The following is a 19,192-nucleotide window of genomic DNA, read 5'->3' on the forward strand; positions in this document are numbered from 1 at the left end:
CATTGTTCTCTCTTATAGGCACAGACCATAGCGGATTGAAAATGTGGGACAACCGGACTTTTCTGGAAGAGAGATCCCGCATGGTACTCTGCGCAATGAGAATGATTAGCCCTGTTATGTGAAGCGTGACAAGAACATAACGGAGATACCTATCTACACTAAGCCTCGTGAATTCCATTTGGTAACCCTTCAATTTGTATAAGGAAACGAGCAAATGAAAAAAATAACTAAGGGCTTTTTCTCGCTGAGCGCATTGGCGTTATTCATTCCGCTGGCGGCTCAGTCTGCGGATGTTTCTCCCGCTGCGCCTGAAGGTTACCAGCTAGAACAAGTTCTCATTTTTAGCCGTCATGGTATTCGTGCACCGCTGGTGGGATACGGCGATATCTTGGCAGAATCGACGCCACATCAATGGCCTATATGGAAAACGGAAGGGGGATTGCTGACGCCTAAAGGGGCTGAGGTAGAAACACTCTTTGGTAAATATATGCGAGATTGGCTCGCCCAAAGCGGTATTTTGTCTGCGAATGGTTGTCCAACCGACGGTACTGTGTTTGTTTACGCTAACAGCCTGCCTCGCACCATTGATACCGCGAAAAGCTTTGTCAACGGCGCATTTCCCGAGTGTTCACTCAAGGTGAATCATCAGGCCAAAATTGGCACCATGGACCCAACGTTTAACCCGATAATTACCGCGAAAGTCACTGATGAGTTCAAACAAAAAGCCATTGAGTCGATTAACCAACATGCGGGACCGGGGGGGATTGACGGTCTTAACGAGCGCTTGAAACCTAACTATGCGGTACTTCAGCAGGTGATGGACTACGGGCAATCGAAAGTTTGTACCGAGAAAAAAACCTGCTCTTTGGCGGAACAGCCAAATACGGTCAACATCGTCCAGGACAAAGAGCCCGGTATTACGGGACCGCTACGTGTAGGAACCGGCGCATCTGATGGGTTTATGCTGCAGTTTTACGAAGGATATCCGCTGAAAGAGGTGGCTTGGGGACAAATCACCGATGAAAAACAGTGGGAGCAATTGGAAGAGATAAAGAATCTTTATCATGAAACCCTGTTTGGCTCGTCAGCGGTAGCCCAAAATGCGGCGGCACCTTTGATGCGTTTCGTTAGCGCAACGCTGGTGGGAACGCCAGATAACAATGCGCTGGCGGCAGACGCTCATAAAGCGAAGGTTGCGGTACTGGTGGGGCATGATTCCAACATTGCGTCTTTATTAGCAGCCATGAAAACGGCCGAATATGAATTGCCTAAGCAGTATGAGAAAACCCCGATCAGCGGAAAAATTGTTTTCCAACGTTGGCATGATAAAAACGACAATCGTGATTTGATGAAGATTGAATATGTATATCAGTCAACCGATCAAATCCGTAATGCTACGCCGTTATCATTGTCATCACCGGCTCAGCGTGTGGTTTTACAAATCGATGGTTGTAAAATTGATGCCAACGGTTTCTGCCCAATGGATGATTTTAAAACCGCGATAGCGAAAGATATTCAAGGACAGTAAAGATAATCTGCCTGAGCACCGCGCATATTTGCCGTGCTCAGGCGTTAAGCTTGTTTGAGGAACGTTTCGCCACTCAAATCTGAGATACTTTGTCATCGCTATGATGTTCTGATACTTTGTCACGATAACTCGTTACTGGATACTCGCATGTTTACCCATATCGCCTTATCGACGCTGAATGGCTTGGAATTGATGGTATATAACTATGTCATCAAAAATAAAGATAAGGTGATGTATATGACTATCCGCGAGTTGGCGGATGAAGCGGATGTTTCCACCACCACCATATTACGCTTTTGCAAGAAAATGAATTGCAGTGGCTATTCTGAATTTCGTATTCGTTTTAAACTTTATCTTGAGCAAGAAGAGAAATTATTATTGACCTCCGGAGCGAGTGAAATAATGAGTTTCTTTAAAAGTATTCATAATGATGAGTTTGAAGAACTTATTACGCGCACGGCGAAGCAAATCGCTGAAGCGGAAAGAATAATATTTGTTGGTGCCGGTACTTCGGGTACGCTCGGGAAATATGGCGCGCGTTTTTTCTCTAACGTAGGGAAATTTAGTAATTATATTGACGATCCCTATTATCCTATTAGTACAGACATGTACAAAAATGCGATCGCAATTATTTTATCTGTTTCTGGTGAAACCCCAGAGATATTAAAATTGGCGAGCCAGTTTAGCCTGCATCACTGTAAAATCATCAGCATTACCAACAGCGAAACCTCCTCTTTAGCGCGCATGGCGGACTTCAATCTCTCCTATCACATGCCACAAATTCTGATTGCTAGTGAATATAATATCACCACCCAGGTTCCGGTAATTTATATGCTAGAGGCAATAGGAAATAAATTGGAAAAGAATATTTCTAGTTAATAATTGAGACATTGATCTGATAAAAAACAGCGTGTTTTCACGGTGTGACAAATCACATTTGTGTTTTTTTGTTATATCGTGACATTAATTAATTCTTTGCTACTATCCAAATTATAAATCATAAATATTCCCCTTCCGTTTATTAAAAGGGGTTTCTGTTCCTACAGAAGGACTCATTCTATGGCAATTAATTATGCGGACTCGGCCAAGGAAATTGTAAAATTAATTGGTAGCGATAATAATGTGATTAATGTCACACATTGTGCAACGCGTCTACGATTTGTATTAAAAGATAATTCGCAGGTAGATAAAGAAACCCTTAAACGTGTTAAAGGCGTTATTACAGTTATTGAGTCTAGCGGGCAATTACAGGTGGTGATTGGTAACCACGTGGGTGATGCCTATCGAGAAGTGCTAAAGCTGATTCAGGTGGATGAAAATGCCGCCGTCAGCGCACCTAACGTCGGCATTGTTAGCCGTCTGATGGATATCATTTCCAGTATTTTTGCGCCTTTCCTCTATCCGCTGGCTGCATGTGGTGTTTTGCAGGGGCTAATTTCGCTGTTTGCCGTTTTAGGCTGGATGGATCCTGCCAGCGGAACCTACCGTATCTTGAACTTCGTTTCATGGACCGGATTTACTTTCCTGCCGGTGATGGTGGCTTACACCGCTGCGAAGAAATTTAACGTTAATCCATTTACTGCCGTGATTGCCGCCTGTGCGCTGGTTTGCCCTGACTACATGAGCATGCTGACAGCCAACAAGATCCTGCTGGTTAACTCAGCCGATCCTGCAATGCAGGAGCTGATGAAAGAAGCGGTGAATAATCCACAGATTGCCCGTGTGCTAACGGAAGTTGTGGGGATCCCGCTTAGCGCAGATCCGCTCACGTTTTTAGGTATGCCTGTGGAGTATTTGAGCTATACCTCGGCGGTTATTCCGATCATTTTGATGGTGTGGATGATGTCGTATGTGCAGCGTTTCTTTGAACGAATTCTGCCGCTGGTGATCCGCAATCTGTTCACGCCGATGTTCTGTCTGGCGATTATTGTTCCTCTGACACTGCTGGTATTTGGCCCGATTGGCAACATGATTGGCGGTGCCATCGGCGGGGTTTACAACACGCTTTATCACCTCAGTCCTGCGGTAGCCGGTTTTGTGGTTGGCGCGCTGTGGACGCCGTTAGTTACCTTGGGTGTGCATTGGGGGATTACTCCGGTCACCGTGGGCAACTACGCGACTTTGGGCTACGACACCTTTACTGGCCTGCAAGCCTCCGCCGTGTTTGCTATGGCGGGCGCCGTTCTGGGCGTTTACCTGAAATCTAAAGATGCCGAGATGAAACGCGTTGCGCTGTCTGCGGGGATGACGGGTCTGTTCGGGATTACTGAACCTGCAATTTATGGTGTGGCATTGCGCTTAAAGCGTCCGATGGTCTGTGCCTGCATGGCGGGTGCGGTCGGCGGTGCCATTGCCGGTTCCTTCAATGCGGTATCGTGGAGCTACTGTATCCCAGGGATCGCGGTGCTGCCGGTGTTCTTCAAAGAAGGGCATCTGCCTCAGTTCCTTGGTTTCGTCCTGTCGATAAGCGTGGCCTTTGTCCTCGGTGCCGTATTCACCTGGTTTGCCGGATTTAAAGAAGAAATTCCAGCAGCAGTGACAGATACCAAAGCAGCGGCGCAGCCTGAAGTCGCTTGATTACGCAACAAAATTCATTAAAGAAGAGAGCAACAGAATGAAACAACAACGGTTACCGGATGATTTTCTGTGGGGCGGCGCGGTCGCGGCTCATCAGGTTGAAGGCGGCTGGGATCAGGGCGGCAAAGGGCCAAGCATCGTTGATGTCTTATCCAGCGGATCGCATGGCGTCGATCGCGTGATCACCGATGGCATCCAAGACGGTTACCTTTATGCCAACCACGACGCGGTCGATTTTTATCATCGCTACAAGGGTGATATCGCGCTGTTTGCTGAGATGGGCTTTAAATGTTTTCGCACCTCGATTGCGTGGTCGCGCATTTTCCCGAAGGGGGATGAAGTAGAACCAAATGAAGCAGGGTTACAGTTTTACGATGAGATGTTCGATGAGCTGTTGAAATATGGCATTGAGCCGGTGATTACGCTGTCGCATTTCGAAATGCCGTGGCATTTGGTGAAAGAGTATGGCGGCTGGAAAAACCGTAAAGTCGTTGATTTCTTTGTTCACTTTAGCGAAGTAGTGATCAAGCGTTACCAGCACAAAGTGAAATACTGGATGACGTTCAACGAGATCAACAACCAGCGTAACTGGAAAACACCGCTGTTTGGTTATTGCTGTTCAGGGGTGATTTACACCAATGAGCCTAACCCTGAAGAGTGCATGTACCAAGTACTGCATCACCAGTTTGTTGCCAGCGCACAGGTGGTGAAATTAGGGCACGATATTAATCCTGCGCTACAAATCGGCTGCATGATTGCGATGGTGCCGCTCTACCCATACTCCTGCCATCCCGATGATGTAATGTATGCGCAGGAAGCGATGCGTGAGCGTTTCCTGTTTGGCGATGTGCATATGCGTGGCTATTACCCTTCATACATTCTTAAAGAGTGGGAGCGCAAAGGCTATCACATTGAAATGCAACCGAATGACAAGCAGATTTTGTTAGATGGATGTGCGGATTATATCGGCCTGAGCTACTACATGAGTAATGCGGTACAGGCAAACTCAGCGGGAACAGGAACGGCGCTGGCGGGCTTTGAGGGATCGGTACCAAACCCGCATGTGAAAGCATCAGAGTGGGGATGGCAGATCGACCCTGTAGGTCTGCGTTATACGCTGAACATTTTGTATGAGCGTTACCAGAAGCCGCTGTTTATCGTTGAAAACGGCTTTGGCGCGGTCGACAAAGCCGGTGCCGATGGGCAAATTCACGATGATTACCGCATCGCGTATTTAAAATCCCACATCGAGCAGATGAAAAAGGCGGTGATTGACGACGGCGTTGAGCTGATGGGGTATACCCCGTGGGGCTGCATCGATTGTGTTTCTTTCACAACCGGCCAGTACAGTAAACGTTATGGCTTTATCTACGTTGATAAACATGATGATGGCACTGGCACGCAAGAACGGTCGAAAAAACAGAGTTTCGATTGGTATAAGCAAGTGATTGAGAGCAATGGTGAGAAGTTGTAGTCGTTTGATTTAAATAAAAAACAAAAAAGCCATCTGCGAATAGCGATGGCTTTTTTACGTTTTTTAATCAGACGATGTTATTTTTTGCTTAATGAATTGAAGATGGTGAACTGCTTACAAATATAGGTCTGTCCAGCCATCGTCAGATTGTATAAGTCATTGCCCGGTGTACCTGGATGGCCCATTTTGATGCCGAAATTGATGGTGGTATTCGATGGATCAGGCGTGAACTGTTTGGTTTTCTCATCGTAATTAGACAGCACATACTGCACTTTCTCACTCTCGTCGTCAGTACGATTCCCGTAATAAATCTGCGATGCCTTGCTGATAGGGTCGGTGATTTGCAACACCATCACATTCTCGTTACTGATGGCGCTGGAGAGCACTTTAAACCCGCCGCAGGTGGTATAGCCTACCGCATGATAGTTGCCGATCATCGGCTGTGCTGGCGCTGCGGCCAAGCTGGCGAACGGTGAGAGAACGAATAAGGCTAACAGTGTTTTCTTCATGAAATTGTTCTCAATGGTTAAAAATTAAACTATTCAGCGTGTTAAGCTAATTCGCTTTTATTTGGACAGTAGCTTGGACAACAGATTCTATAAAACCTTCGGTATCTGTCCAATTTGCACTGCAAGAATTTATGTCTAGAGGTAGGGGATTGGGAAGCTTTTCTCGTGGTTTCGAAGGTAAAGATATATAAATCATTTATAATTCAAAGTGATGTGGAAATTAACGTTATTGTCTGAACGTTTCAAATTGAAAATATCAGCAACACTTTTTAGGAATCAATGACTTTCAATATGGTGCTCATAGCAAAAAGCGCCTACCTATAAAGGTAATGCGCTTTTCTATTGAGTTATCAGATCATCAGTCCTGCATCAGAGCACTTCGCCCACCGTCCATCACGATGGTGGTTCCCGCGATAAATCCAGCCGCGGGGCTGGATAAGAACAGGCACAGTTCGCCAACTTCTTCAGACGTTCCGATACGGCCAACAGGATGTTTGGCGATAGTTTCCTGCCGTGCTTTTTCTCCGTCGCCGTGTGAGTCAAACCAAACCTGATTTCCCGCAGTATCAATGAAGCCTGGAGCTATTCCCACGCTGCGAATAGCTGGACCCCATTCAATGGTGAGGCTTTGTACCAGCGAGAGCAACGCGCGCTTGGTGATGTTGTAAGGCGCGCAGCCTGGCATGGTTGAAAAGGCATGATTGGAGGTCATCACCAGAATAACGCCTCGTGATTTCTCTAACATCCCGCGGCAGCACTTCGCCATATACCAATGCGAGCGCAGGTTAAGATCGAGATTGTGGTGCCAATCTTCTAGTTCGCAATCAATGCCTTTAAAGACGTTTTTGCCTGCGTTGGAAACCAGTACGTCAAGACGGCCAAAGCGTTGCTCAACGGCGGCAACAAATTCGCTGATGTTTTCGGTGCAGGTGATATCAACTGAGTAGTAGCAAAAATGCTCGGGGAAGTGCTCTAACAACGTTTTGGCATGCGGGGCTTTTTCCAATGATGAAAAAGCGCAGCCAATAACGATATCACCGTTTTTTAAGAATGTTTGTGCGATGGCGTGGCCGATGCCTTGGCTGGCGCCGGTCACGATGACAACGCGTGGCTGCTGGGCTGATGTAGACATAAATACTCCGTCAATTTAAAGAGCAAATGTTGAAATGAAACTGTCGATCATCAGACGATCTTGCTCCGTCAGTGACCAGCCAGGGTGACGACAGTAATCAGTGGCGATGATCCCTCGGCGTTGCAGGATCGTTTTCTCCACCTGAATAATGTATTCGCAGTGTGTCATCCAGCGCTGGATCCACGGCAGCAGCTGCTGATGTAATTCCTGTGCGGCGGCTTTTTCCCCTTGCTGCCAGCGCTGATAAATCTGTACATAGATCTCGCTGAAGGAGCAACCCGGCATCACGCCTTTACCTCCCGCCTCGAGCATTTGCAGCATATAAAGCCCTGCATAACCGTTAAGAACGCTGGCCTGCGGCGCTTGTTGTAAAAATTCACGGGTGTAAGCCACCGGTGGATTGCATTCAATTTTAAACACCGCGTGTGGATAGCGGGTGGCGACCTCGGCTAGCTGTGCAGGCGTGATGGCCAGCCCAGTTTCACCCGGTGCGTATTGCACCATAACCGGAATATCGACCGCTTCTAGCACCGAGAAAATATGATGTAAAATTGCCTCAGGGCTCGGCTGTAGAAAGAAGGGCGGCAGTAGCATCAGAGCGTCGGCACCGCGTTTTTGATAGTCGCGAGCGCGTTTCATGGCAACCTCAGTGCTGTGGTCGGTGACCGAAATAGCGCGAAAAACGCCGCTGCCGCGAAGGTCGGATAAAAACTGATTGGAAAGCAGTAAGCGTTCGTTGTCATCCAACTTAGGAAATTCGCTGGCGATGCCGAATAGGGTTAATCCCTGAATACCGGCTGTGGCCAGATGCTCTAACATACGGCTAAAGCTTGAGTAATCCAGTTCGCCCTGCGATGTGAAGGGCATGGCTGCAATCGGATTGACGCCGCAGATGTCTGTTGATTGATACATGATTACTCCTCATCTCGGTCTGCAAGCACGGCACCTTGCGCCGCAGGCAGTGCCCAGCGGCGATATAAACGCAGGAATCCACGTGGTACCTGTTTTTCAATCGGTACCCAATGCTGACGGCGTTTTGCTAACGTGGCTTGGTCAACGTTCAGCGTGAGTTCGCGGGTAGGAATATTGATGGTGATGATGTCGCCATTTTCGACCAATGCCAGATCGCCGCCGTCACTGGCTTCGGGTGAAATGTGGCCAACAAACAGCCCGCGGTTGGAGCCGGAGAAGCGGCCATCGGTGATCAACGCACAGCTATCAGAAAGCCCCATACCTTCTAGATGTTTCATGGGCTTATACATTTCTGGCATACCCGGCCCGCCTTTGGGGCCTTCATAGCGCAGAACCAGCACGCTGCCCGGGGCGATATCGCCGGAAAGAATGGCATCAACCGATTCTTGCTCGCTGTTGAACACGACCGCAGGGCCGCTGAACGTCATCAGGTGTTCAGGTACGGCAGCTGGTTTAACTACGCAGCCGAGCGGCGATAAGTTGCCATGTAAGACGGCAACCCCTGCCTCATTGCGTACCGGAATGGCCAATGTGTGAATGACTTCAGGGCGATGACTGACTGGAACCTGAGCCAGCCATTCGCCTTTGGTTTGTCCATTGACGGTCAGCGCGTTGAGATCCATCAGCGACGCGATCTCTTTTTCAACTGCGGCCACGCCGCCTGCCTCCCAGAAATCGATCATGTCGTATTCCGATGCGGGGTAGAGCGACGCGACGAGCGGAACCTGATGGCTTAACTTATCGAAGTCTGACAGCGGTAGATGACCGTATTCCCCTTCGTAATGAATCGCCTGTAAATGTAGGATCGCGTTGGTTGAACCGCCGGTTGCCAGCAGATAAATCATGGCGTTACGGATCGACTGCGGTGTGATAATTTGCCGCGCATTGACGCCGCGTTTGACTAAGTCAACGGCGGTTTGGCCGGTGCGGAAAGCGCATTCACGACGCGCTTGAGAGATGGCGGGAAGCATCGCGCTACCCGGCAAACTCATGCCTAACACCTCTGAGATACTGCACATCGTATTGGCGGTGCCATACATGGTGCAGGAGCCTGGGCCGGGCTCGGCGATATCTTCAATATGTCGGAACTCAGCTTCGTCGATTTCACCACGTTTTTTCCAGCCGATAGCCTCGGTAACGATATTGCCGTCCCAATGTTTGCCGTGATATTCCGCCGGATACATTGGACCACCGTTAACCAGAATGGCCGGAATATCCAGACGTGCTGCGGCCATGAGCATGGCGGGAACAATTTTGTCACAGGAGCCGAGCAGCACCATGCCGTCAAAACGGTGGGCGCGCATCATCACTTCGATTGAGCTGGCGATCACTTCGCGGGCCGCAAGAATGTAGCGCATGCCCAAATGCCCTTCGGCAATACCGTCGCAGGGTGCAATGGTGCCAAAGACCATGCCAACGCCGCCGGCTTCATCAATTCCTTTCAGCACTTCGGCGGTAAGCTCATTGAGGTTCGCATGACCAGCCGTAGCGTTGGTATAGCTGTTCACGACCGCAATAACCGGACGACGCAACTGTTCGTCCGTATGCCCCATTGATTTGTACAGCGCGCGTTTAAGCGCACCGTCATCGCCGCTCAGTACTGGGTTAAAATGACCATCACCACAGGTGCCACAGCTTTTACATCCACTCATAAACTGCCTCTTTTCAATAACGATACAACGCCTACTGCGCTTTGCATTTAGGGTCTGCTTGCATCACGGCGGGGATTAACCAGCTTGGCTGGTAACAAAAACATCAGGGGAGCGCACAGCAATAAAAATGCGGCGAGGATATACAGCCCGACATTGGTGCTGCCGGTGTTGTCTTTGAGCCAACCAAGAACCGTAGGGCCAAAGAATCCAGCCAGATTGCCGACTGAGTTAACTAATGCGATACCCGCAGCGGCAGCGGTGCCAGACAGCAACGTACCGGGAAGGCTGATATAGGTTGGGATCAGCGCCAAGGTGCCGGACATCGCCAAACATATCCACGCCATCATCCATACGGTTGAGCCGCTGCAATATGCACTGAGCGTAAGTCCCACCGCACCGAGTACGGCAGGAATAGCAATGTGCCAGCGCCGCTCGCAGTGCAGATCGGAGTGATGGCTGTTCCACACCATGAAGATGGCACCGAAAACATAAGGTAGCGCGGCGAGTAAACCGATATGGAAATCGTCACTCACGCCAGAACTTTTAATGATTGAAGGAAGCCAGAAGTTGATGCCGTAGTAGCCAATATTGAAGCTGAAAAAAATCAGCGCCAGTAGCCAGACATAGCCATTACGAAACATCATTTTTAGGCTTTGTGGTGGCTTACCTTCGTTCGCTTTCAGGCTGCGTTGACGGTCGATCTCAAGATCGTCGGTGACGACCTGTTTTTCATCATCGCTAAGCCAACGGGCGGATTTCACGTCGTTGTCGAGATAGCGTAATACCACGAAGGCCAACAAGAATGAGGGGATTGCTTCGACCACAAACAGCCATTGCCAGTTATGCAGGCCTTCAACGCCTTCAAACGCTTTTAGAATAAAACCAGACAGCGGGCTGCCGATGATGGTGGATAGCGGTGTGACGAGAATAAACAACCCCAGCGTGCGCGCCGAACGCCACGACGGAAACCACAGCGTGAGATAAAACACGATGCCGGGGAAGAATCCTGCTTCTGCCACACCTAGCAGGAAACGAAGTACGTAGAACTGAGTGGGTGTTTTTACGAAGATCATCGCAGCCGATAGTACTGCCCAACTGATCATGATCCGTGCGATCCAAAAGCGCGGGCCAAAACGCTGCATCAGCAGATTACTTGGCAGCTCAAACAGAAAGTAGCCGATGAAGAAGATCCCTGCGCCGACGCCATACACGGTATCGCTGAAGCTGAGTGCATCCTGCATATGCAGTTTGGCAAAACCGACGTTCACGCGATCTAAATAGGCGAAGAAATAGCACAGGATCAAAAACGGAATGAGGCGGCGGGTAATTTTGTTATATACCGCGGCGATCCTTTTTTCATTTTCAGAGGTATTACTGATGTCCAAAGCTGTCATGGGTGACCTCGACGAAACAAAAATAATCGTGAATTAAAAATTAATCATGAGTTAGAGCGCGCTGCCGATGCTTCTCAGCGGTGAGCCAGCCATTAGCTTTTTCTCGATGTTTTCCAAAGAGATATTTTTAGTTTCAGGGACAAACAGCAGGGTAAGCACGATGCAAACCACGTTGAGCCCGGCATAGAGCCAGAAGGTGCCAGCGCTGCCGATGGTGTCGATGAGCGTGAGGAAAGTGGCGCCGATGATCATATTGGCGATCCAGTTGGCCATGGTGGAGCACGTGACACCAAAATCACGACCGGCCAGCGGTTGGATCTCGGAACAGAGCACCCAGATCAGCGGGCCTGCGCTCATGGCAAAGCCGACGATAAAGATCAGCAATAGCGTGACGGCGGTGTATTGCTCTGTGGCACTGGTGATGCCAACAAAGAACATATAGCCCATTGCTGCCATGCAGATCGCCATCACGCTAAAGCCGAGTTTGAGGATCGGTTTACGTCCCCAGCGATCGACCAAGCCAATCGCAATAAAGGTGGCGAGCACGTTGGTGAGTCCAGCAATAACGGTTCCCCACATTTGCTGCTCGGTAGAGGCAAATCCAGCAATGGCGAAGATCTTCGGTGCGTAATACATGATCACGGTCATGCCGGTGAACTGCTGCATAAACTGCAATAAAATGCCCAAGTAGGTGGAGCGGCGGAAATGGCTATTGGCGCGGAATAACTGCCAGCCGCGCTGCTTTATCTGCACGCTTTGGCGAATGGCTTCGAGTTCGGCATGGGCTTCTGTGTGGGTGGAACGCAGCAATAGCAGAACTTTTTCCGCCAGCGCATGTTTGTCTTTCATCATCAGCCAGCGAGGGCTTTCAGGCAGCGTCAGCACGCCGATAAATAGAATCAGGGCAGGAATGGTGATAACGCCCAGCATCCAACGCCAGTTACCGCTGGCGCTGAGCGCCGTATCGGATAAAAAGGCGGCTAAAATCCCAATGGTGATCATCAACTGATACAGGGAAATCATGCTGCCGCGGATGTGTTCTGGTGCGATTTCAGACAGATAGAGCGGGGCCACAAATGAAGCCACGCCAACCGCCGCGCCGAGTAAAAAACGCGAAATAATCAGCATCTGCAAATCACCCGCCAGCGCACAGCCAATCGAACCGACAACAAATAAAACAGAGCCGATGAGCAACGTTTTTTTACGTCCAATTCGGGTACAAAGCGGGCCACTGCATAATGCGCCGAGCGCCGCGCCTAACATCATGATGCTGACAACCATCTCTTGCTGGTGGCTGCTAAGGGCGAATTCTTTGGCTAAGAACGGGAGCGCTCCGGCAATCACGCCCATATCGAGGCCGAAGAGCAAACCAGCCAGTGCAGCTAAAAAACAGATCAGCAATGTTTGCCGATTGGTATGGGGTACAGACTGCGGAATTGAATGCGTAGTCATGGTAAGCCTCTAAAATAATTAATTGTTTTAATGATTATTTAGGGTGAACAGCGTGGCTTGCTGCCCGGTGTAGGAGGTTTGATAACGTAAAAGTGCGCCCTCAGTGTTTGCAGGCTCGACGAGCCCATCAGACGCTGAAGTGATATAGAGATCGTGGAAATCTGGCCCGCCGAAGGCACCGCTTGTCGGTTGAGTGACGGGAAGTGAATAGGTTGCCAGCCATTCAGGTGCGGCATCGCCCAAGCGGTAGGCGGTAATACAGGCACTTCCCCAGCAGGCATTGAGCAATATTCCGTTATGCGTAAGCGCTGAACCGTCGGCCAGCAATGAAGTGATCGGCCATTCGTGGAGCGTGCTTTCGCTCATGTGCTGAGCATCACTACGGCAAAAACAATGGCGAAAAGTATCGACAAACCAAGCGTGTCTGCCGTGCCAGACCAGCGTATTGGGAACATGCTGCCCGCTGAGCATTTTTTCTGGCTGGGCGCAGCCGTAGCGAAAGCGATACCAGCTGCCGATGGCTAACTGAGCGGTTTTATCCATGGTGCTGAACCACAGCGAGCCATCTGGTGCAATGGCCGCTTCGTTCGGGCGTGTTCGGTTATCTTCAGGCCAGCAGCACAATGCGCGATAGCTTTGCTGGCGATAGTCGTACAGCATCACGCCCTGTGTGGTGACCAGCAGAAATTGTTCAGGTTCGGTCGTAAGCAGCGCGGCGCTACAGAGAAAAGGTAATGTGTGGATCTCGATACGTTCATCCTGCTGCGGCCAAAAGCGCAGCAGGCGGTGCTGCAAAATATCCACCCAGATCAGCGACTGAGAGCGGAAACACCACACTGGAGACTCCCCGAGCGTGGCGCGGTAATCGCCGACAATAGACGGATTTTGCAGCGCGTTGAGGTTCATTTTTTATCAGCCTGATGCCAAGCGTCGTGATAGGCCTTCGCTCGTTCACGTAGCGTGGTTAGCGAAATTCCCGGCTGATATAAGCCGCCACCTAAGCCAAAACCACGCGCGCCAGACTGCCTGTAGCTACGCATTTGCTCGGCGTCAGGATGAATCCCGCCCACGGGAAGACAAACAGCTTCTGCGGGTAAAACAGCTCGCATCGCTTTAACGATCGCGGGCGTTATCAGCTCCGCGGGAAAGAGCTTGAGCGCACTGGCTCCCGCACGCAGTGCAGTAAATGCTTCACTCGGCGTTGCGATGCCGGGCAGGCTGGTAAGCCCTAACTCACCGCTGGCGCGGATAACCGAAGAGTCCATATTCGGTGAGATAATCAACTGCCCACCGGCATCAGCGACCTGATGAACCTGATGCTCGGTGAGTACCGTTCCGGCCCCAACGAATCCACGACTACCGACGGTCTTCGCCATAATCGCAATAGATTCGAATGGCTGAGGGCTATTAAGCGGCACTTCCAAATAGGTAAAACCGCATTCAAGCAGCGTTTCCGCCACGCCCTGCGCTTCTTCAGGCGTAACCCCGCGCAAGATAGCGATTAGCGGCAATGAACACTGCTGCCAGCGAGATGCAAAGCTAAGGTAGTTCATGCGAATGCTCCGTCTAAGGATTGATAGATTTTGTTCATGCCGTGGATAAAGCAGCTATCGCCATCGACAGAGATCAACGTGATGCCAAGCAGGCTGGCTGCGCGCATATAGCGCTCAGAAAGTGCTGGTGAACCGACGATCCACGCTTGGGTTTCTGATAAAGCAGCTAGCTCTGAGCCAATGAGCAATCCAGATAGATAGCTAGCAACCTGAGCCGCGTTGATGACGCCGCCGAGTTTTAACGTGCGCGCAGAGAAGAGGGCGTTGCTGAGATACGGGGCAGTTTGTGCATTCTGCACCCCAAGGACGAAGGCAGAATTATCTTCACGAGGCTCCGGTAAATCCTTGCCTAGCAGTGAATGGTTCAGCATTACGGCGTAGATTTCGCCGGTCATAAACGTGTTGAAGTGCAGAATACGGTCGTGATCAAGCGTGGCGTGTTTGCTGTGCGTACCCGGCAAAATAACCCGATGGCGTTCCTGCGGATATTGGGCTGCCAATCCAATCAGCTGGATTTCCTCGCCACGCATGACATCCGGTAAACCGAAGTCGTTCACACCGCAGGCTCCGGCGACAATCCGACAAGGGCTTCCCCATGAGGTAACAACCTGTGCGGTTTGCTGAGCAAAACGTTGGCCACCGGCGGGTAATTCAACATAAGGCACTTCTTGCCAACCCTGCTGTGAGCCGACCATTCCCGCCATGAGCAAAGGAAGGTTAGGGTGTTGTGCCAACCACGGGGCAATCAGAGGTAAAAGCGCAGCGTCAAACTGGCGATTGGGCACGCTAAGCAGCCCGCAATGTGCGCTGACGCTATCAATGCATTGGTTATGGTTCATCAGGAACGCACGAAAATTTGAGGTTCCCCAGTCGATCGCAATCCAGTGGTTATCCATTCTTGACTCACAACATATCAATTCTTGTATGACAAGAATAATGGCGAAAAAATAACCCTAGATCTGTGAAGGAGATCGAAAGTTAGCTACGCGTGAGGAAGAATGATGAAAAAAGCCTAGAAAAAGTGCTGATACTTTTCTGGGATTTCACGCCAAATATGCTTATGGGCTGCGCTCAATAAGATGTGGCGCATGCATTGGCGAGCTGTATCTGCCTGTTTTAAGCGGATAGCTTCAAACAGATCGCGATGCTGCTGGACGGCGTCTTGGGTTAATTGGAGATCGTCTTCCAGCGTTTGTTTGAATGACAACAGCATGGCGGCAGAAAGCGCGTTGCCTACGGAGGCGAGAAAAGGGTTATGGCAGGCGCGCAGCACCGCAGTATGAAAGGCCAAATCGCCGCGCTCAAACTGCTCTGCGGAGTTATTTTTTTGCCCCGCTTGCATGGTAGTCCAAGCATCTTCGATGGCGGCTAAATCATGGCCGTTAGCGTTAAGCGCTGCCATTGCCGCAACGTCGGGTTCGAAGATGAGGCGAGTTAGCATCAGTTGCTCAACCAGTTCGGATTCAATGCCAACGTCTTCTAACCAAGAGAGAACTTCGGCATCCAGAAAGCTCCACTGCTCACGCGGTGTGACCGTGCTGCGGCGTTTAGCCTGAATCAGCAGCATACCTTTGGCTCCCAGCACCTGAAGCGCATTTCTTACCGACGTTCTTGAGGCGTCGTACTGCTGCGCCAGTTCATGCTCGCCGGGGATCGCCATACCTTCTGCCAACTCGCCACGAATGATACGAATAGCGAGATCACGAGTGATTGATTCAGAAACAGAAGACGTTGGTTTGCTCATGACTTTCTCGGTGGCCACTGTAAGTAGAAATAGATTTTAGATTGAACGGGATAAACATCATGCTCGCGCTATCTTAGCATTGTTACTTCTGAGGGGATATTGGTGAGAAATGAAGATGTTAGAGATGACTAGATAGCAAAAAGGCGCTTTATCTTGCGATAAAAGCGCCTTTTTTCAATACGTTAACTGATTAGTATCAGTTCATGCCGTATTTTTTCAATTTCTTACGCAGAGTTCCGCGGTTAATTCCCATCATCAGCGCAGCGCGGGTTTGGTTACCGCGAGTGTACTGCATCACCATGTCTAACAGTGGCTGTTCTACTTCAGCCAGTACCAGCTCATACAGATCATTAACGTCCTGACCATTCAGTTGAGCAAAATAGCCTTTCAGGGCTTGTTTAACCGAGTCACGCAGTGGCTTTTGAGTCACCTGGTCCTGGGAGTTTACGGTAGAAACGGTCAGTACGTCAGAATTTACGCGTTGTTCGAACATAGTTCTGTCAGCTCTTTTTTTACGCTAAGATTTTCGAAATATGCCTCCAACGCCTCCAGCTGTTCGCTGGCATCCTCTATGGCGTTGAATGTGCGCCGAAACTGGTCACATGGGGCGTGTTCTTGGAGATACCAAGATACGTGCTTGCGGGCAATGCGAAATCCCTTACCAGAACCGTAAAAATTATGCAGTTCTTGTACATGCCCTAATAACAAGTGCTTAACTTCCTCCAACGGCATGGGTGGAAGCAGCTCCCCTGTGTCCAGATAATGCTGGATTTCCCGGAAGATCCAGGGTCTCCCCTGAGCGGCACGTCCTATCATCAGAGCATCGGCTCCAGTGTAGTTGAGTACCTCTCTGGCTTTATGCGGGTCAGTTATGTCTCCATTCGCGATAATCGGGATGGAAACACTCTGCTTAACTGTCCGAATGCTGTCGTACTCCGCCTCGCCGTTGAATAAGCAAGCACGTGTTCGGCCATGAATAGTCAGGGCCTGAATTCCGCAGCGTTCAGCCAATTGGGCAATCTCAACACAGTTACGGTGTTCTGGGCTCCAGCCCGTGCGAATTTTAAGCGTTACCGGTACATCTACAGCGTTAACCACCGCGCTGAGGATTTTTTCAACCAAGTCGGGATACTGCAAAAGCGCAGAACCCGCGAGTTTGCGGTTCACTTTTTTCGCTGGGCAACCCATATTGATATCAATGATCTGCGCGCCGCTATCAGCGTTGATTTTGGCCGCAGCAGCCATGTCATCAGGGTCACACCCGGCAATTTGCACGGCTCGGATCCCAGGCTCGTCTAAATGCACCATACGCAGACGCGACTTATCTGTCTGCCATACTTCCGGATTGGAAGAGAGCATTTCAGAGACAGCCATCCCTGCACCCATTTCGTAGCAAAGCGTCCGAAAAGGGCGATCGGTTATGCCGGCCATAGGCGCAGCAATAAGGCAATTTTTAAGTTCAATGTGTCCAATGCGCATAGACAAAGACTGACCATACTGTGTCCGCAAGGGCGCGTATATTACGCATTTTTGCTTGGATATGAAAGGCCAAACTTTGAACAATCCTCTGTTGTAGATCAATGAAATCGCGGGCTGAGGGCTGGTGTTTGATTATTTTTGTTGTTTAACATATGGTTATAGTGCAATGGTTAAAAAATGCTCTTTTGTTTTTTACCTTTAGTATTCGCGGTTTTAAGGTGTTTTTGGCAGCGGCAGTCAAACTAATTGCTGATTAAAGCAGCAATAATGGCGCTATAAATGGGATACATATCGCATTTTAGAGGATGATATGGACAGTGAAATCGCATTATTTTGGTCGAAAATAGTACAAGCACACCCAGATTTAGCTGGCCGTCCTTATCACGCTGAACAGTTTGGTTCGCCGGGTGAGTTAGCGCAGCAGCTTGCAGACCTTATCGTCAGCGGCGAAAAATATGCTACCTGCGGCTCTTTGGTGGAGTATCAGCACCAAGGAGGCACCATTCCTCACGTGGGTTACCTGACTATCGTGCTAGATGGGCGTGAAAAGCCCGTGGCGGCGATAGAAACAACGCAGGTGTCTTTGCGTCGCTTTCGTGATGTAGACGCTGTACTAGCCGCGGCAGAAGGAGAAGGGGATAAGTCTTTGGCTTATTGGCGGCAGGCTCATCAGACATTTTTTGAAACATCCCTTGCAGCGATAGATAAAAGTTTCACTGAGGATATGTGGTTGGTCTGTGAGTATTTTCGATTGTTGGGTATTGCCGAAACAAAAACAGCGCCTGAATAAGGCGCTGTTTTTAACGGTGGTTCGTTGCGAACGTGGGAATATCGCTTAGCGGCGAACGCCGGTAATACGGCACCACTCTTCGCGTTCCGCTACCGGATCGATAATGAATTTATCTTCGTAGGCTTCTGCAACGCTTGGTGCCTGCGTTGCCAATACACCAGATAGGCCCAAATGGCCGCCTGATTTTGGCAGATCGCTGATCAGCGGTGCCAGTTCACGCAATGGACCTGCGAGAATATTAGCGACAACCACATCGGCACTCAGATCGGCTGGCTGATCTTTTGGCAGGTAGAGCTCCAAACGTTCAGAAACACCGTTACGCTGGGCGTTATCGCGGCTGGCTTGAATTGCCTGCGGATCGATGTCGATCCCAATTGCCCGTGCCGCACCCAATTTCAGCGCGGCGATCGCCAGAATGCCTGAGCCACAGCCGAAGTCGATCACGGTTTTGCCTTCCAGATCCAAACCATCCAGCCATTGTAGGCAAAGGGCGGTGGTTGGATGCGTACCCGTACCGAATGCCAAGCCCGGATCGAGCATAACGTTCACGGCGGTTGGATCGGGAACATCGCGCCAGCTTGGGCAGATCCACAGGCGACGACCAAACTGCATTGGGTGGAAGTTGTCCATCCACTCGCGTTCCCAGTCTTTGTCTTCGATCTGCTCGATTTTGTGGTGGAAGCCTTTGCCTAGTGCGGGATCGTTTTCCAGAATTGCGACAATCTCTTTCATGTCTGTTTCAGCGTCGTACAGGCCGATAACGTCGGTATCGCCCCACAGCAGGGTTTCACCCGGCAGCGGCTCAAACACTGGGTTGTCATGAGTATCTTGGAATGTAACGGATACCGCGCCGCTTTCCATCAGCGCATCACTCAGTGATTCTGCCTGATTGCCGGTTGTATTGATTTTGATTTGAATCCAAGGCATCTCGAAGTC

18 protein-coding genes are annotated in these 19,192 nt (G+C 50.0%); 5 read left to right on the forward strand and 13 right to left on the reverse strand.

Features of this window, described 5'->3' with window-relative positions:
• Positions 1-214 precede the first annotated feature (214 nt).
• The 4 genes from agp to DSM2777_RS05570 all read left to right on the forward strand — a co-directional run bounded on the left by agp (position 215) and on the right by DSM2777_RS05570 (position 5,579).
• Entirely contained in the window at positions 215-1,528 is a 1,314-nt protein-coding gene (agp, locus tag DSM2777_RS05555) for a bifunctional glucose-1-phosphatase/inositol phosphatase (RefSeq protein WP_061553375.1), read from the forward strand.
• A 147-nt stretch (positions 1,529-1,675) separates the two neighbouring features.
• On the forward strand, positions 1,676-2,407 hold the full coding sequence (locus DSM2777_RS05560; protein WP_061553376.1) for a MurR/RpiR family transcriptional regulator: 732 nt from the start codon (positions 1,676-1,678) through the stop codon (positions 2,405-2,407).
• 180 nt (positions 2,408-2,587) lie between these two features.
• Positions 2,588-4,105 (forward strand): PTS transporter subunit EIIC, encoded by a 1,518-nt coding sequence (locus DSM2777_RS05565; RefSeq protein WP_025798493.1) that lies wholly within the window; start codon positions 2,588-2,590, stop codon positions 4,103-4,105.
• A gap of 37 nt (positions 4,106-4,142) precedes the next feature.
• A complete protein-coding gene (locus DSM2777_RS05570; RefSeq protein ID WP_061553377.1) occupies positions 4,143-5,579 on the forward strand; it encodes a 6-phospho-beta-glucosidase in 1,437 nt (478 codons plus the stop codon).
• 77 nt (positions 5,580-5,656) lie between these two features.
• Here DSM2777_RS05570 and DSM2777_RS05575 read toward each other — a convergent pair whose 3' ends face one another.
• From DSM2777_RS05575 to dusB, 12 genes are all read right to left on the reverse strand, one after another.
• The gene (locus DSM2777_RS05575; RefSeq protein ID WP_043488917.1) at positions 5,657-6,088 is read right to left on the reverse strand and encodes a hypothetical protein; all 432 of its coding nucleotides are present in this window, start codon (positions 6,086-6,088) and stop codon (positions 5,657-5,659) included.
• 358 nt (positions 6,089-6,446) lie between these two features.
• On the reverse strand, positions 6,447-7,220 hold the full coding sequence (locus DSM2777_RS05580; RefSeq protein WP_061553378.1) for an SDR family NAD(P)-dependent oxidoreductase: 774 nt from the start codon (positions 7,218-7,220) through the stop codon (positions 6,447-6,449).
• Between the two features lie 15 nt (positions 7,221-7,235).
• Positions 7,236-8,132 carry a dihydrodipicolinate synthase family protein gene (locus tag DSM2777_RS05585; protein ID WP_061553379.1) on the reverse strand — a complete coding sequence of 299 codons (897 nt, stop codon included), beginning with the start codon at positions 8,130-8,132 and terminating at the stop codon, positions 7,236-7,238.
• Between the two features lie 2 nt (positions 8,133-8,134).
• Entirely contained in the window at positions 8,135-9,844 is a 1,710-nt protein-coding gene (ilvD, locus tag DSM2777_RS05590) for a dihydroxy-acid dehydratase (RefSeq protein ID WP_061553380.1), read from the reverse strand.
• 47 nt (positions 9,845-9,891) lie between these two features.
• Positions 9,892-11,238 carry an MFS transporter gene (locus tag DSM2777_RS05595; RefSeq protein WP_061553381.1) on the reverse strand — a complete coding sequence of 449 codons (1,347 nt, stop codon included), beginning with the start codon at positions 11,236-11,238 and terminating at the stop codon, positions 9,892-9,894.
• A 51-nt stretch (positions 11,239-11,289) separates the two neighbouring features.
• Complete coding sequence (locus DSM2777_RS05600; protein ID WP_061553382.1) at positions 11,290-12,690, reverse strand: sugar porter family MFS transporter; 1,401 nt, start codon at positions 12,688-12,690, stop codon at positions 11,290-11,292.
• 27 nt (positions 12,691-12,717) lie between these two features.
• Complete coding sequence (locus DSM2777_RS05605; RefSeq protein ID WP_061553383.1) at positions 12,718-13,596, reverse strand: SMP-30/gluconolactonase/LRE family protein; 879 nt, start codon at positions 13,594-13,596, stop codon at positions 12,718-12,720.
• A complete protein-coding gene (locus DSM2777_RS05610) occupies positions 13,593-14,243 on the reverse strand; it encodes a 2-dehydro-3-deoxy-6-phosphogalactonate aldolase (protein WP_061553384.1) in 651 nt (216 codons plus the stop codon). Before DSM2777_RS05610 ends, DSM2777_RS05605 begins: the two co-directional genes overlap by 4 nt.
• Entirely contained in the window at positions 14,240-15,139 is a 900-nt protein-coding gene (locus DSM2777_RS05615; protein WP_061553385.1) for a 2-dehydro-3-deoxygalactonokinase, read from the reverse strand. Before DSM2777_RS05615 ends, DSM2777_RS05610 begins: the two co-directional genes overlap by 4 nt.
• A 116-nt stretch (positions 15,140-15,255) precedes the next feature.
• The gene (locus DSM2777_RS05620; RefSeq protein ID WP_046459730.1) at positions 15,256-15,987 is read right to left on the reverse strand and encodes a FadR/GntR family transcriptional regulator; all 732 of its coding nucleotides are present in this window, start codon (positions 15,985-15,987) and stop codon (positions 15,256-15,258) included.
• 196 nt (positions 15,988-16,183) lie between these two features.
• A complete protein-coding gene (gene fis / locus DSM2777_RS05625; protein ID WP_004097144.1) occupies positions 16,184-16,480 on the reverse strand; it encodes a DNA-binding transcriptional regulator Fis in 297 nt (98 codons plus the stop codon).
• Positions 16,462-17,466, reverse strand: coding sequence for a tRNA dihydrouridine synthase DusB (gene dusB / locus DSM2777_RS05630; protein WP_040045618.1), 1,005 nt, complete (start codon positions 17,464-17,466; stop codon positions 16,462-16,464). The genes fis and dusB overlap by 19 nt, the downstream gene beginning before the upstream one ends.
• A 310-nt stretch (positions 17,467-17,776) precedes the next feature.
• Between dusB and DSM2777_RS05635 the strand changes: the two genes are divergently transcribed.
• Entirely contained in the window at positions 17,777-18,256 is a 480-nt protein-coding gene (locus DSM2777_RS05635) for an ASCH domain-containing protein (protein WP_061553386.1), read from the forward strand.
• A 45-nt stretch (positions 18,257-18,301) separates the two neighbouring features.
• On the opposite strand, the gene prmA is transcribed toward DSM2777_RS05635, so the two are convergent.
• On the reverse strand, positions 18,302-19,183 hold the full coding sequence (gene prmA, locus DSM2777_RS05640; RefSeq protein WP_025798460.1) for a 50S ribosomal protein L11 methyltransferase: 882 nt from the start codon (positions 19,181-19,183) through the stop codon (positions 18,302-18,304).
• Positions 19,184-19,192 lie beyond the last annotated feature (9 nt).

This window comes from Obesumbacterium proteus (genome assembly GCF_001586165.1).
In the GTDB taxonomy this organism is placed as follows: domain Bacteria; phylum Pseudomonadota; class Gammaproteobacteria; order Enterobacterales; family Enterobacteriaceae; genus Hafnia; species Hafnia protea.

Bases quoted from the DNA above. Each gene is read 5' to 3' on its own strand.
- DSM2777_RS05610 (WP_061553384.1), bottom strand. From the start codon at position 14,243: ATGAACTACCTTAGCTTTGCATCTCGCTGGCAGCAGTGTTCATTGCCG.
- fis (WP_004097144.1), bottom strand. From the start codon at position 16,480: ATGTTCGAACAACGCGTAAATTCTGACGTACTGACCGTTTCTACCGTA.
- DSM2777_RS05580 (WP_061553378.1), bottom strand. From the start codon at position 7,220: ATGTCTACATCAGCCCAGCAGCCACGCGTTGTCATCGTGACCGGCGCC.
- DSM2777_RS05635 (WP_061553386.1), top strand. From the start codon at position 17,777: ATGGACAGTGAAATCGCATTATTTTGGTCGAAAATAGTACAAGCACAC.
- DSM2777_RS05575 (WP_043488917.1), bottom strand. From the start codon at position 6,088: ATGAAGAAAACACTGTTAGCCTTATTCGTTCTCTCACCGTTCGCCAGC.
- DSM2777_RS05605 (WP_061553383.1), bottom strand. From the start codon at position 13,596: ATGAACCTCAACGCGCTGCAAAATCCGTCTATTGTCGGCGATTACCGC.
- DSM2777_RS05585 (WP_061553379.1), bottom strand. From the start codon at position 8,132: ATGTATCAATCAACAGACATCTGCGGCGTCAATCCGATTGCAGCCATG.
- DSM2777_RS05570 (WP_061553377.1), top strand. From the start codon at position 4,143: ATGAAACAACAACGGTTACCGGATGATTTTCTGTGGGGCGGCGCGGTC.
- dusB (WP_040045618.1), bottom strand. From the start codon at position 17,466: ATGCGCATTGGACACATTGAACTTAAAAATTGCCTTATTGCTGCGCCT.
- DSM2777_RS05620 (WP_046459730.1), bottom strand. From the start codon at position 15,987: ATGAGCAAACCAACGTCTTCTGTTTCTGAATCAATCACTCGTGATCTC.
- DSM2777_RS05560 (WP_061553376.1), top strand. From the start codon at position 1,676: ATGTTTACCCATATCGCCTTATCGACGCTGAATGGCTTGGAATTGATG.
- DSM2777_RS05615 (WP_061553385.1), bottom strand. From the start codon at position 15,139: ATGGATAACCACTGGATTGCGATCGACTGGGGAACCTCAAATTTTCGT.
- agp (WP_061553375.1), top strand. From the start codon at position 215: ATGAAAAAAATAACTAAGGGCTTTTTCTCGCTGAGCGCATTGGCGTTA.
- ilvD (WP_061553380.1), bottom strand. From the start codon at position 9,844: ATGAGTGGATGTAAAAGCTGTGGCACCTGTGGTGATGGTCATTTTAAC.
- DSM2777_RS05565 (WP_025798493.1), top strand. From the start codon at position 2,588: ATGGCAATTAATTATGCGGACTCGGCCAAGGAAATTGTAAAATTAATT.
- DSM2777_RS05595 (WP_061553381.1), bottom strand. From the start codon at position 11,238: ATGACAGCTTTGGACATCAGTAATACCTCTGAAAATGAAAAAAGGATC.
- prmA (WP_025798460.1), bottom strand. From the start codon at position 19,183: ATGCCTTGGATTCAAATCAAAATCAATACAACCGGCAATCAGGCAGAA.
- DSM2777_RS05600 (WP_061553382.1), bottom strand. From the start codon at position 12,690: ATGACTACGCATTCAATTCCGCAGTCTGTACCCCATACCAATCGGCAA.